The 15,695-nt window shown below is 35.9% G+C and carries 6 protein-coding genes; 1 reads left to right on the top strand and 5 read right to left on the bottom strand.

Translation table 11 applies throughout. The features are described 5' to 3' along the window. Positions 1-65: 65 nt before the first annotated feature. Positions 66-6,326 (bottom strand): S-layer homology domain-containing protein, encoded by a 6,261-nt coding sequence (locus tag ACERII_RS24140; protein WP_373645529.1) that lies wholly within the window; start codon positions 6,324-6,326, stop codon positions 66-68. Positions 6,327-6,649: 323 nt separating this feature from the next. On the opposite strand from ACERII_RS24140, the gene ACERII_RS24135 reads away from it, so the two are divergent. Continuing rightward, entirely contained in the window at positions 6,650-7,297 is a 648-nt protein-coding gene (locus ACERII_RS24135) for a response regulator transcription factor (protein WP_373645528.1), read from the top strand. 49 nt (positions 7,298-7,346) lie between these two features. Here ACERII_RS24135 and ACERII_RS24130 read toward each other — a convergent pair whose 3' ends face one another. The 4 genes from ACERII_RS24130 to ACERII_RS24115 form a co-directional block, all read right to left on the bottom strand. Further along, the gene (locus tag ACERII_RS24130; RefSeq protein ID WP_373645527.1) at positions 7,347-8,399 is read right to left on the bottom strand and encodes a hypothetical protein; all 1,053 of its coding nucleotides are present in this window, start codon (positions 8,397-8,399) and stop codon (positions 7,347-7,349) included. Between the two features lie 16 nt (positions 8,400-8,415). Beyond that, positions 8,416-9,864, bottom strand: a complete 1,449-nt coding sequence (locus ACERII_RS24125) for an MBOAT family O-acyltransferase (protein ID WP_373645526.1) — start codon at positions 9,862-9,864, stop codon at positions 8,416-8,418. A gap of 235 nt (positions 9,865-10,099) precedes the next feature. Continuing rightward, the gene (locus tag ACERII_RS24120) at positions 10,100-12,181 is read right to left on the bottom strand and encodes a sensor histidine kinase (protein WP_373645525.1); all 2,082 of its coding nucleotides are present in this window, start codon (positions 12,179-12,181) and stop codon (positions 10,100-10,102) included. Positions 12,182-12,241: 60 nt separating this feature from the next. Further along, positions 12,242-15,349, bottom strand: a complete 3,108-nt coding sequence (locus ACERII_RS24115; protein ID WP_373645524.1) for an S-layer homology domain-containing protein — start codon at positions 15,347-15,349, stop codon at positions 12,242-12,244. Positions 15,350-15,695: the final 346 nt, after the last annotated feature.

Raw genomic sequence — 15,695 nt, 5'->3', positions numbered from 1 at the left:
TTCTATCATTCTATTAAACAAGTAGCACCTACCTTTTAACTAAAAAGTAGGTGCTACATTTTTTGCTACCGATAAACTACATACTCTACATCATTTTCATCCAATTTAAAATAGTGATCTTTTGCAGCCTCTTCTACTTCTTTGAATGCCCAGTGTAAGTAATTTACATCTGGAAAACTAGGTACAGTAACGCCATGTAGTGGTCCTCGGTCAAACATGCGATTCACCACTTTTACAGCTTCTGCACGTGTTACACTTTGGTCTGGACGGAAAGAACCATCGTTATATCCTTCGATAATATTCTGGTCTTTTGTAGCGATTATTTCTTTTAGTGCCCAATGTCCTGCGACATCATTAAATGGATTCTCATGTCCAGCAATGGTGTTGGACGTTAACTTTTTATAACGTGCCGCAATGGCTGTAATTTGTGCACGAGTTACTTCATCCCCTGGTCCGAAATCACCAGAAGGATATCCTTTCATTAGTTCAAGATCTTGTACAAACTTTATAACTCCCGACGCCCAGTGACTTGCTTTTACATCTGGATATGGAGATGTTAAAGCCGATTCTGGACCTTCATAACCAAGATTCCTTGCAAGCATTGCTGCCAGCTGTGCTCTTGTTAATGTGTGTTCTGGTTTAAACTCCCCATCTGGAAATCCTTTAATATATGCTGAATGGAAATCAGCATTTTCTACTGGGAACTCCTTGAGTAATTCTAATAGTCTATTCGAACCACCTATGTCTTTCTTGTAATCTACAATAACATCGTAGCCAGGGATGAAAGGTTCTTCTACTTTGATAATTAGCTTATTTCCGTTCACTTTGGAAATCTCTTTGATGGTAAGCTGTTTCTTTTTATTTTTGATAGTAAATCCTTGATCTAAAAAGCTACCAATCTGTTGATTAAATTCGAGAACCACTTCATTTTTCCCCTTATCAACATAAGCGGTTGGCAATGAAATTGTAGGTTCTGGTGTTGGAGTTGGCATAGGAATTACAATTGGATCATCCTTTAACTCAACAATCGTAAATGTACTAAACCTTTCAATCTCAATCTCCAATCCAATTGCTTGACCATTGGAATAGATAATATTTCCTTCATACATCGCTGATGGCCCTGTTGTATGTTCTACATACACAAGGAGGTTATTTAGATTTACTCGTGATACATCGATATTATTACTCTCGAAAGGCACTAGTAATTTTGTTTTAAAGCCACTATAGTTCGTCTCTACTTTCACCGAATTACCTATAGAAACTACATTAAGGTTGTCATATCTTGCTGGTACTCTAGTGTTCACTTGCTGTTGTTGTGTTGCATCTTTGATAGGTACGATTCGGAAAAACAGATCCAAATTGTTACTACTCATAGTACTCAAGATTTCTGAATCAATATTTACTACCGCATAATCGTTTTGAACTTTAAGATCAACATTTCGATTACCCGCAATATTTTTTACAGCAGCCCTGTTGATTTCAATAGCGAATTCCTCTGCTCTGTTAGACGGATCCTCCATTAGACGAATTGTTGCAACGTTATCTGGAGTTGCTATAGTTGCAGCTTCATTGATGATGATCTTATCGATTTTTGCAGTTATTTCATTTGAGTCTATATCTACTATATTGATTCTCTCTACTGAAATATTATTCGATGTACCATCCACATTTTGTAAAACTACATTTCGTTGTACTGTTGGATCCTTTTGTTTTGTTATCTTATTCGATTTTACAATAAGGAGAAATGTTCTCGTTTTTTCTACATCTCCTAGTGAAACCGTTGCAGTAACAATGACAGGTGTGTCTGTCTCTAGTCTATTAATTTCCGCTTCTACATTTCTGTCGTTCTCTTGGTGGCTAGGTATGTTAACAACTATGTTATTGGATGATGACCACGATACATTTGTTTCAGTATCATCCGTTCTTATTAAGAAAACGGAGGAGGTAACACTTTCCCATGTATCTCGATCACTTTCAAATCCAATTTCTAAACCCTCCAATGTTTCATCAACTAGGTGTTCATTAGTTCGACGTTTCAATAGGTCTACATCAAACGTATCTGATATACCATTTGCTGTTGCCTTTAATATAATGGTAATTTGATCAGCATTAGCAGATACCGTTAGAAGTCCAGAACTTGCATTGATAGTAACTCCTGTTGGGGAACCAACTAAACTCCAAGTAACATCCTGGTTAGTCATTACTTGGCCATATTGGTCCTTCACTGTCACATCGTATAATTCTGTTAGATCATGCTCACCTGCTAAAGGAATTTGTACCTGGTTTTTCCCACTGACTGTGATTGCATCTACACGGGATGGTTCAAGTACAATGTTCTTCGGTGAGAAAACAGATTTGTCACCATCTGTATACGGCATTCCATCTCCTAGTGCTTGGACTGTTACTGTGTAGGTTCCTGGGCCCAGTATTGAAATATCAGATCCAAAGTCATAGCTCGTTCTTTCTGGATCCAAGTCATATGTTCCCTTTACCGGTGAGCCATCTCTGTATAACCTTACTTGGTACTTTGTTGCATTATCCACAGCATCCCACTCAATTACATCCCTACTCCACGTTGGCTGAGATACTTTATCTAATGGCGCTGTTTTCTTATTTCCTTCCGATTGCTCCGATACTGGGCCATTTGTATATGGCATTCCATCACCTAGCGCTCGGACCGTTACTGTATATGTTCCTGGTCCTAAATCTTGGATATTAGAACTGAAATCATATTGCTGTTCACCTGGAACTACTTCTATTGGTTCCTCTATAGGTGAGCCATCTTTGTATAGAATTACTTCATACTTTTTCGCATTATCAATATCTATCCACTCGATCGTATCCCCACTCCATGTAGGTTGAGATACTTTATCTAATGGCGCAGTCTTTTTATTTCCTAGAGAGAACTCTGATACTGGACCATTTGTGTATGGTTTTCCATCACCAAGCGCCCTCACTGTTACTGTGTATATTCCTGGTGATTCTAGGATTTTAGAACTGAAGTCATATTCCTGTACACCTGGAGCCACTTCTATTGGTTCCTCTATAGGTGAGCCATCTTTGTATAGTATTACTTCATACTTTTTCGCATTATCAATATCTATCCACTCGATCGTATCCCCCTCACTCCAAGTTGGCTGAGATACTTGTGGAAGTGTCAATAAACCAGCTACATTTACAGAATCAGTATCTAGTAAATTAGTAACCTCTCCATGAGTAAATGTTACTTCATATTCACCCGCAGCATTTTGTGATCCTTGTTTTATTGTTAATAGACCACTAGCCTTATCAAACCCATAATCAGTTCCTTCGTTTGCTCGATCTGGTGCCGAAAGATTGTAATTTCCAGTCACTAGATTTGTAGGTAGTACATTTTCATAAAGGTCTTTCACAACGATTTCAGCCAAAACCGTGAAATCACGGTCTTCATAATCTGATATGCTTACTAGCTTCGGATTTAAGCTTAACTCTACACTCGCTGGTGAACCTGCAATAACGGTAGCACCTACTTGTTTTGTTGGGAAAATTCCTTCCAATTCAACTGTCAGTGTATGTTCTGCTGCTTTCGTTAGCGTTACATCAACTGTACTTTGACCATCTGCAAAGGATACAACTTCTTCGAAAATAACCCCTTGTTCATTACTGGTTATTTTAACTAGGAAGCTGCCAGTTAATGCTATTCCATCACTTTTTCTTGCATTTACAATACCAATAGTAAAAGGATCTCCAGCTACTTTTGCTCCAACCTTTGTTACCATTGCGTCAAATTCAGAAAGCTCATTCAAGACAGTGACTATTCCATTAACAGAAATACCTTTATCGTTGTTGAATCCACTTGGTAAATCAACCAACGTTCCGGTAAATTTATATTCACCTGGAGTTTCACTGTCGAATACAGGAGTGGATTCATTACCCCAAACTACAGGTACTAACGCTGTATCTTCCTCTTCAGTCGTAACAGTAGCAAGCCCCCCAAGAGCAAATACCACTTCCTCTACAGGTGTTCCATAAGGTACAGAAGCAGTGAGATCTTTCACACTTTCAATCGTTCCACTACCAGGTAGAGTCACTTGAAAGCTTACTTGATCTACCGCTTCATTTCCATAAAGATCAGCGGCTTCTGTCTTCACTGTATAATGTCCGCTACTTAACGCCGACACTATATAGTCCCAATCTCCACCCTCATCTGCCTTTACGGATGATAGATAACGGAATGAATTTTCCGTATCGTTAGTTCCATTAATATATAAATCTATCGTTGCAAACTCATCCGAGGTTCCTTTCATGACCAAACTTGTTTCATTAACAATTGCTGCATCATCTGGACTTACGATGGAAACATTTGTACCTGTAATAATAGTAAGTTGTTGAATTGCAGTTGCTTCGTTTAGTTTGTCCTTATTAACGGTTGCTGTTACATAGTAGGTGCTACCAGTTAGTTCTTCCTCATCTTCAACTTCGATCATCCACTTACCATTTTCTACTTCTGCTGATTTTTCAAGAACTTTATCCTTAGCTTTTGTAAAAATAACGTCTACAATGCTTCCATCTTGTGCATTTGTATTACCACGGATCGTTGGTTTAGTATCATTCGTTATGAACTCACCAGTTTCATTATTATCAATAGTAATAGAAGTTTCCGTTACGCTAATAATTTTACTATCCTGTACAAGTCCACCTTTAGAGTTTTTAGCAATTGCAATAACAAAATGGTTACCTGCACCTAGTGGGTTTTCTAGAGATTCTACTTCCCAGTCACCCTGTTCATTATGAGGTTCTACTATTTCTACTGTCCTAACATTTGTAGCAATATTGTTTATTACCTCACCTATTTTTATCTCAACTTGCTCTGCACCACTAGAAGATCCTTTAAAGCTAGGGGTTGCACTTCCTACATCAGTTATTTCACCGATTCTAACAAGAATTGGTCTTTCTACAGACTGGCCATCTGATGAAAGTATAGTACGTTCTTGTGTCATCGTTGCCTTTTCATTATCCTGATTATCTAGAAGTTTTACAGTTATATGGTTCTTACCGACGGGAAGGGGAATATTTGGTGAATATCCCCAAGTACTCGTTCTGTGATCTTTAGCATCCTGAACGATAATTTCATTCCCGCTTGCATCTATTATCTCGATTCTTATTTTGTAATTAGCACCATTTCGGTTTGTTCGCAGAGTTCCCTCAATTTTAGCCTTACCATCTGAGGTTACATAAATTGCGCCTCCAGTAATGGTCAAAAAGTCCGTACCCCCGGTCTTTTCAACAACTATCTCTTTTACAGAACTAACAGTTTGATCATTTTCAGTAACACTTGCTTTTAGCATATATGTTCCAGTTTCATTGACTATGAGGTTGGAAAGATTCATGCTCCAACGATTTTCAGAAACAGCTACTTTTGCTTCCCTACCGTTAATCTCAATCTTCACTTCTCCACTTACTAGAGAAGTCGTACCGCTCACATTAATATCGTTGGAAGTATAAGTTTGACTAGAACCACCATCAATCGTAATAGTAGGAGTTGAGCTAGGTACATGTGGTCTCAAATCTTGAATCAAGTTATTGAACCTTATTTGTTTATAATCAGAAACCTTCCCAACAGCACCTGCATTTTTCGACAACCACTCTTTATTTATAACCGACAAGTTCGCCGCTTTTGATGTTCCAAAAAACAATTGTAGAGGTGTATCTCCTGTAATTTCTTCCGCTTTATCCAATACTTCATTTATACTATGTAACGGTACTTGAAAATCCAGATAGTAGTGACCGTTCTCGTCAGAAATACTTCTAGCCCCAGGTACTACTGTTTTTCCATCTTCCTTTTCAGAGGATGTTTCATAAATTCTCTTTAATTCGGTGCCATCTCCATTCGCCACATATACGTAGTCAGTGGATGGGGATTTTCCATTTAATCCAACCGTTGCTTTATGAATATCGCCTTCCCATAACTGGACTAGCCAGACAGAGGAAAGAAAACCTCCTTTACGGTCATACGGATCTCCTTTTAATCTCATTCGGAAAATCACGTGTTCTTCTCCAGCAACTTCTTTCGTTGAAACATAAACAGACGGTAAATTACCAATTCCCCTGTTAACTCCACTCGTTATATCTACGTCGATTGGGTTAACGTCACCACCAGGATCCATGATAAAACTACCATCACTGTATCCGTATGGAATAAATTCGTTTTCCATCGGCCATTGTACAGGATGATACGTATCTCCTCTAATTGCCTTCGCACTTCCAGGTACAAACACCCATGAGGGAAATAAGGAAAACAGGATAATAAAAACAAAAAACAAATTCAAACTTCGACTATTCCTCATGATCTCACTCCGTTTCTTATGACTATATGATTATTTTCTTATAAACAGCCCCTAAAAAATAGGACTATTAAACCATTACAAATTAACTACCAATATTTTAGTACTTTTTCCACCGTGTTGATAGTGACAATAAGTCATGTTTTTGTAACGAAATAGGTATTTTTGTTGAATGCTTCCACTTTTTTGTAATAAATTGTCGCATAATGGTTACCAAATAATTCATTATGTGAAAATTATGAACATCTGTGTCGAATCCTCGTTTATGTGATAAAATTTACTTAGAGAGTACATTTGAAAATACTGTGGAATAAAGAGGTTTTATTATGGTGGATCATACGAAAGTGTTAATTGTAGAAGATGACAAGCTTTTACTTACTGGATTAAAGATGTTAATCGATTCTGAAGAGGATATGACCGTTGTTGCCACTGCGGAGAACGGGCACGATGCTTACCTACTTATGGAGCAAGAACAACCGGATCTGGTGTTAATGGATATAAGGATGCCTATTGTAAATGGGATTGAGTGTACTAAAAAAATCCGCAAGAAGTTTCCGAATGTAGTTATATTAATTCATACTACCTTCAATGAAGAGGAATATATTATCGAAGCACTCGCAAATGGTGCGCATGGGTATTTAATAAAAGGGATGAATGTTTCTAAGCTAGTGCAAACGATTCGAGATGCCATGAATGGTGAATACCTCCTTCCTTCAGAGGTAGCAATGAAGCTTGCAAACTATATTTTTCACAAAAAGTATGATAAAAACCACCAATTATCTGCCATCATTTCCACTATTCCTTTTACGAAAAGAGAAGAAGAAATTGCATATCTTCTAGCTAGAAGACTTTCAAATAATGAAATCGCAAAAGAGCTATTTGTTTCCGAAGGTACGATAAAGAATTATTTGACGAACATATATGAAAAGCTTGGGGTCAAAAACCGGCGTGAAGCAATCGAGTTTTTGAAGTAGCACCTACTCTAGCTGGACAAATCTGTACCAGCTAGAGTAGGTGCTACTTCTATTGAATACTGCTATTCGTAAGATTCAATATCTGATTCCTTATAACTGTATTTTTAAGAATTTGTTCCTCTAAGCTTTTTATTGGCTCGGTATATACCATAGCATCAAAAAGTTGATGATTCGTTTCCATATAATAATGAACGGAATCCATATAGTTACTAATTTTATGTGTGATCTCCTTCTCGTCTTGAAAATCATAAATTTTTACATTATCATACCCGTTGAGTGCCTGAAACACTTTTAACTTAAAAAGCTCACGCTCATCGATATATCTGTTATTTAAATTATAAAAATAAAGATGGTTTGTTATTGGGTATGGTACATAATAAAATGTAAAAGTAATATGCGGATTTTTTTCCACAAAAGGCAATACGTTTTGTTCAAAACTTTCCATTAATGCTGCTGATGTAAACCGATAATTTAAATAACTATCTGTAGTGATAAGAGAAATATCCCCAATACTCTCCTTCGTCAAAGGAGGTACGTTCTGGCCAAATTTATAAATCTCATATATATCCATCTCTTGATATTCATCATAGTTCTCCAATATATCAATACTTCTTTCGACTGTATCCCAGCTAACCAAATATTTAAAATCTGTAATAGGGTTTCGATCATAAAAATGATATGGGAAAGGAATGTTTTGCTCCAAAACTTCATCGGGGCTACCCTCAAATGAATACATGTTCAGCTCCCAAAAAATATCCTCAAGATTACTATTTTTCAAAGCTAAGTTAACAATCATTGCTTGTTCTTTTGCTTTCCCAGATGGCAATGCTGCATTAAATGTCTCCTTTTTAAGTACCTCATTCATGTACTCCTCTGAAAAGTTTCGTGACATAGAGGTTCCGACCATAAGCATATCATAATCTATATTGTTTATTATACCTGGCAATTCATATCTGGCCATCGATTCGGAGTATTGCGGTTTATAAAATGTATTAATTCTGTAGAAATGAAAAGGATCAACGACAAAGTTAAAGGTTGATATAATGCCCATTAGTAAAAGCACAAAGGATGCAAAAGCTATGATATATTTTTTTTCATTCAAACTAATTCACACCTTTTTAGAAATTAAAATATAAAAATTCGCTGACTTTGGTTAAAAGTAGTACAGATGTTACAAAAATTATTCCACTAAAGATTACATTAAACCAATTTGGTTTAAAACCTTCCAATCTCTCCACTGAGTTTTTCGCAAAAACTACAATTATGAACGTAATGAGTAAAAAATATAATGTAAAGTAGAGGTCTTCTTCCGTTCCTACAAAGTAGCGTTTAGACCACTCCTGGGGAATCCATGAGGGAAAGTGAAGTGCCAAAACTGGTGGAAAATATATACCGTTTAATCCAATCATTGACTTACTTACATTAATCGCATCTTGCCAGGTTTCTGCTCGGAAAAAGACCCAAGAGATATTTACGAATTGGAAGGTAATAAACCAAGCTAAAAGCTTGTTCATTTTTAAATTAAGCTTTGTCCAAAATCGATGGATCACTGTTGCAAGTCCATGTAAGAATCCCCAAAATACGAATGTCCATCCTGCTCCATGCCACAATCCACTAATGAGAAAGATGATCAGTATGTTTACATACGTTCTCCCTTCTCCCTTTCTATTTCCACCAAGAGGAATATAAATATATTTAGTCAAAAACCTACCTAAAGTCATATGCCATCTTCTCCAAAAATCTTGTATATTTAACGACTTATATGGAGAATTGAAGTTGATAGGTAAACGAATATTAAAGAGAAGTGCTATACCAATTGCCATATCCGTATAGCCACTAAAATCAAAATATAACTGAAAAGTATAGGATAAGGAAGTTATCCATCCTTCAAAAAAGGTTAGAGTCTCAGATTCCGTGAACCCTTTATTTGCCCAAACCGCAAATGTGTCTGCAATAGCAACTTTTTTAAATAATCCTATCGAAAAAATAAAAATACCCATGCTAATATTTCTAAAGTTAATAAATTTATTTCCTACATTCATGAATTGTGGCATCATTTCTTTATGATGAACAATAGGACCTGCTATTAGCTGAGGAAAAAAAGTAACAAACAATGTATAATCCAGAAAGCTATATTCATTCATTTCCTTCCTATATGCATCTACAAGAAAGGCGATTTGCTGAAAGGTGAAAAAACTTATAGCAAGAGGTAATGCGAGATTTAACAATGAAAAGCTATAATCTGTTAAAGTATTAATATTTGCAATAAAAAAGTCATAGTATTTAAAATATCCTAGAAGTAGGACATTAGCAGTAATTCCAATAACAAGTATGGCTTTCTTTGGCTTACTTCCCTTTGAAAGGTACATACCAATAATATAGTTTGCAACAAAAGAACCGACAATTAGTGGAAGGTAAATGATATTCCAATAGCTATAAAAAAATAAAGAACTTGCAATTAACCATATTTTTGAAACTCGTATTAATTTAAGATAAGTCAACAGGAAATAGAGCAAAAAAACTATAGGTAAAAATGCAAAAATAAAAACATATGAGTTAAATAACATTTTTCAAACTCCTCTTGTAAGAACCCCTTACTCCAATATATTAGTAGTACTTTTGATAGTACTTTTGTTATAAATATGGATGTTGCTGTTCTTATTTCTTTTGCACTACTTTAACAAGACTTTTCAATTATATATCAATACAACAATTTTTTATAGATATGGAAAAATGTTTCATGTTTGAAGTAGCACCTACTCTAGCTGGTACAGATTTGTCCAGCTAGAGTAGGTGCTACTTCTAATACATCGGCAATAGAAAATAGAATGTACTTCCCTTCCCTACCTCACTACGTACTCCCACTTTTCCACCATGCTGCTCTATTATTTCTTTACATATTGCTAAGCCCAGTCCACTTCCTTTGACATTCTCTTCTCCCTTTTTAAAATATCGTTGGAAAACTTTTGCGCAATCTTTTTCTTCAATTCCAATACCCTTGTCCACAACCTCAATACACACATCTCTATTTTCGTTAGTAACAATATAACAATTGATCATTATCTCTTTGTCAGGGGAACTAAACTTCATCGCATTTTCTAGATAATTACTCAATACTTGCATAATGCGAATTTGGTCTATATTTATAAATACTTCATTCTCATCTATCGTTGTTTCTAGTTTTCCTCGCTGCAAGATTCTATCATTAGATGTAACGTTTAGTGCTAGTTTTTGATAAGCTACGTCCATAAACGCTTTTAACTTTATTTTTTCTTTATGAAAAGAGAGCTGATTCGACTGAAGTTTGGACAGCTCAAATAAGTCAACAACAAGTCGATTTATATAGTTCGTTTTATCCAGCAATTGATCGATGATTTCGTGTTCTGACGTTACATTCTTTCTTCTTTTCATCAACTGCAGATGTGTCTGAATTGCTATGATAGGAGTACCTAAATCATGAGCAATATTGGATAACATCTTCCTACTCGAAGACTGGACGTTTTCCAGCTCCATATTCTTGTCATTCAGTTCTTTCGTTCGCTCCTCTACCTTTTCTTCTAACGTATCGTTGACATTCGTTAACTCTTCATTTAAATACTCGTTTTTGTTAAAAAGTAGGTTGTAACGGTAAGCAACCATTACTGCTTGTAACAATAAAAATAAGAGAACACAGTATTCTATAACATAAAATGTATTCATTAATTGTATGTGGTTTAACACATCGTTACTTGTTCCGATAATGATAATTAACACGGAAATACAATAAATAAGTGCTCCCTCTTTTTTCCGAACAATCGCTTTGATTCCCACATGAAAAACAAAATATGCCAGAATCACTAACATAATACTTATCTGTATTGGCATCGTTTCTGTAAAAATTCTCGCTGGTGTCAGCAATATATATCCCGTCATGAATGTTGTGTAAACATAGGTTATCGTAACCACCTTTTGTTTCACTTCTGAAGGGAAAATATACTTAAGAAGAAGTATAAAACAAAGAAACCCAATATATTCCGCCAAATACTCTATTTTCACCATAACTTCCCATGGTATGTGAGGAAAAACAAGATATGTTATGTATTCATTGACGAATAACATTCTTATTGCTCCTAGAATTCCAATGAACCCGATCATAAGAATCGATTTCTCACGAGTACGAATACCAAAGATGATAAGATGATAGAGCCCTATAAAGAAAAAACCACCGATGATAAATAACTGTTTAGCCAATCCTTTTACTTTGTTAGGAATGATATTGGAGGGATCTGCGTATTTAATAGAATCTAAAATACCTCCCTCACGAAAAGAGAAGTTTGATACTTGAACGATAATTTCTACTATTTCTTCCTTTGGTTCAAAAAAAACAAGATTCGCTCTTAATTCTGCTGTTTCTCCGTCCTTATTTTTCCCAACTATCCCTCGACTCTCCATCTCCTGACCATCAATCCATAATCGATAGGCAGTTCCTATATGCCCTATATATAAAGCTTTATTCTGACCTACATGATCTTGCGGAATCTCTAGCTGTAGTCGATATGTTCCATAACCGTGACTAGGAAGCCGTTCCCCATCTATTTTCTGAGATTTCCAAGCAGCTGGAACGTGAATATATAGATGTGATGAATTCGGATGAGATTCAATACTTGGAAAATCTGTTGGGGTTAGCAGCTGTTCCCAATAAAACTCCCATTTTCCGTTTAATGGAGTAACTTGTTCGGCTGTTTCCATAGGATAGTCCTGTACTTTCTCTTTCGCTATGATTTTATTTGTACTAAAAAATAATCCTATTAATAGGATTAATAATAGGGTTGCACTTATTATCCAAACTGGTGGAGCATCTACTCTATTTAGCATACCATTCACCTCTAGAACGTAATATACCATAAAAGTAGCACCTACGAATATGGAATAAAGTAGCACCTACCTCGGTAGGTGCTACTTTATTTATTTCTTTCGAGAAGCAGCTTCTATCTCTTGAAAAGCCCAGTGACTAACTGGAACATCTTTAAAAGAAGGCGTTAATGTTTCTACAAACTCTCTTCTACCTAGAATTCTATTAAATATCGTAACCGCTTCAGCTCTCGTTAATGATTGCTCAGGTTTGAAGCTTCCATCTGGATATCCATTCATATACCCACCGTTAAACACCTGTTCTATACTTTTCTTCGCCCAGTGAGTATCTTCTACATCATGGAAGTTGACACTGAAAGAATCATCCAACGAGAGTAAACGAGTAATTACAGTAGCCATCTCTGCTCTTGTAATATTTTCATTTGGTTGGAACAATCCTTTGGAGTTACCAACCATGTATTCTTTTGATGCAACATAGTTTATCGCATCTACAGCCCATAACGTACTTTTTACATCAGAGAATGCTTTTACGTTATTTGCTGATGACTGTTCTTGTTTAATTCTTTGAATAATCGCAGCCATCTCCGCTCTAGTAATAGATTGATTAGGTTTAAAGGAACCATCTGAATATCCCGTTATATATGCATTATCAAAGGATATACTACTTCTGTTCTTATATTTACTCCAATTATCTATTTGGACAATAGTAAAAATACTGAACTTTTCAATGGTAAAAGATAATCCAATCTTCCCTTGTGAGTACTCTACAATTGTTGGTTGAACCAAAACACGATCCCCATCACTATGTTCAATATATACAGCTAAATCTTCTAAAAATGCTGCTTGATCTTTTTCACCTATTGGTAATAAGCTTCTATCTAAAGGTAGAGTAATACCTACTTTACCACTTGGCATATTTGTTTCAATAGACATTGGACGGCCTAGGACTTGAACATTTCCATCACCTAAAACATTCCGTACAACTTGCTCCAGTTTCGCCCTATCTTCTATTTGCTTACGTTCCTCGTCTTTTTTAAATGGAACAATGTTAAAATATATATTCTGTCCTATCCCAGAAAGAGACTCATGAGGAATACTAATCGATCCATTATCTGTAAAAATTTCTAATCTAACATTACTATTAAATATCGTTTGTAATGTTTCTTCTGGTATATCTACATTTACTTCAGACACATCATCATTCGCATCTGGAATAACTATTCTTACTGAGTTTTTTTCGGCTGCAATAGTTTTCAAAACAGATTCTTTCGCTTTGTCTGGATCGAACGTTACTTTATCACTCTTTGTTCCATCTTCTTTCCGTGTACGAATGATGGAAGTTTGCGATACAGTGTCTGGAGAGCCAGCTTCAATAGTTACTATTACATTTTCTACAATAGGAGTTGTTGTAGGTGGAGTTGGTATTGCCACTCCATTGTTATTACCTGCACTTCTAGTTACTGTTATCGTATATATTTTCAAAGTACCATCTTGAGCAGTCACTACAATTTCAATAATGTTCTCTCCTACTTGAAGAGAAATTGGATTATCTACTTCATGACCATTCATCTTCAAGGTTAGCACCGCATATGCGTTTTCTGTATCTGCCTCGATCACTAATTGATTAACATCATTCGCCACGCTGACTGCATAGGTTTCTAAGTCGGGTTCAAAGCCAATGACTGTAGTATCATTCACTTTCAAATCTCTAAGTGTTGCATTTGAACTCAATGAAGGAGTAATCCCTTCTTCAACTACTGCAGCTACAGCTGTAGGAACCATAAAAGTTCCTACCATAAATGGACCATTACTTAGACTGAGCGTATCAATTACGGTATTTGTTGCTGTATCAATGACACTCATGGAACTAGAACCAAAGTTAATAGTATACACTTTGCTTCCATTCGCTAATATACCAATCGCGTAAGGATGAGTTCCAACAGCAATAGTGGCTATGACAGAATTTGTAGTAGTATCAATGACAGATACATTCGCACTACCAGCATTGGCTACATAAACCCTGCTTCCATCTGGAGTTACTTCTGTAGAAGATGGAGCACTACCAACTTCAATTGTCGCTTCTACTGTACGAGTGGATACATCAATAACTGAAACAGAACGTGATCCCTGATTTGCAACATATATTTTTGTTCTCGAAGTATTAACAGACAACCCGTAAGGAGAAGTTCCTACTTCGATATCACCTGAAATTGTATTATTCGCCATATTAATGATAATAACTTTTCCTGTAGTTAAACTTGTAAAGTATAGATATTCACCTATAGTGACTAAAGCGACAGGACTTGCTGGTACAGCAATCGTTTCTTCCACCTCAAGATTTCGTGTATTTATTACAGAGAGACTACTACTACCTTGGTTAGCAACATATGCTTTGCTTCCATCACTATTAAACACAACTCCATGTGGAGAGGTTCCTACAGAGATAGTTTCGATTACCGTATCATTGGTAGGATTAATGACAGATACACTTCTGTCTCCTCTATTTGTTACAAAAACCTGTGTACCATTAGGGTTAATTGCAGCACTGTTTGGTTGATTTCCTACTCGAATTTTCGCTTTTTCTACTGTGTTTGTATCTAAATTTACAACATCAACATAACCAGTTGAATAACTAGTAATGTATGCTTTTGATAATATTGGATGCTCAACCTCAGTCGATTCTGGCGAAGATGTTGAGAAGTCATCCAACACAGTAACCTGACCAACAACATCAATTTCGTTATTATTGTTTAAACCACTTGGGATATCAACCAAAGTACCTGTGAACTCATATTCACCTGGAGTATGGCTGTCAAAAGGTGGATTAGAAACGCTACTCCAAATTACTGGTACTACCGCTGTAGTTCCTCCGTTAACAGTAACAGTAACCAATCCTCCTAACGAATTTAGAACTTCATCAAGTGTGACACCATATGGTACCGTGGTAGAGAAAGTTTCCACACCTTCGATCGTGCCACTACTAACTAAATTAGCTTGATCTATACTTCCACTTTCATTTGAAAAACCAAAAGCTTCATTATTTTCATGTTGAAAGTAGTCAAACTCAGCAAGCCTATTTATTGTATTATATGTATTTCCTTCACTTGCCTTTACTTCTCCAGGAACAAACACCCATGTAGGGAATAGAGAAATGAAAATAATCATGCTTAAAAACAAATGTAAACTTTTCCTTTGTCTCATAATTTCACTCCATTCAATTATTGGTAATTTAATAATAATTAATGATTGCACCTTATAGCTAATAGTTCTATAGAACCAATACTTAATTACTATTTATTAGTTTAATAGCTTTTTCACATTGTTAATAGTGACAATAGGTCATAAGTTTGTAGAATTATGTACTTTTTTGTTGAACCCAAATTTAAAAAGTAACACCTACCCTAACATTGGGTAGGTGCTACTTTTCACTGTTTAAAAGAAATAATAAAAGTTCTGTAGATATTTATCTATCCACAGAGCCTTTCAATGAGTTGGACAAGGAACCTGTCCGAGACCACTGAAAAACTACTCCTAAAATATGTAAGTT

The sequence above is a fragment of the Evansella sp. AB-rgal1 genome, assembly GCF_041820985.1.
Classification (GTDB): Bacteria; Bacillota; Bacilli; order Bacillales; family Salisediminibacteriaceae; genus Evansella.
This window is presented reverse-complemented; position numbering and strand designations above follow the sequence as displayed.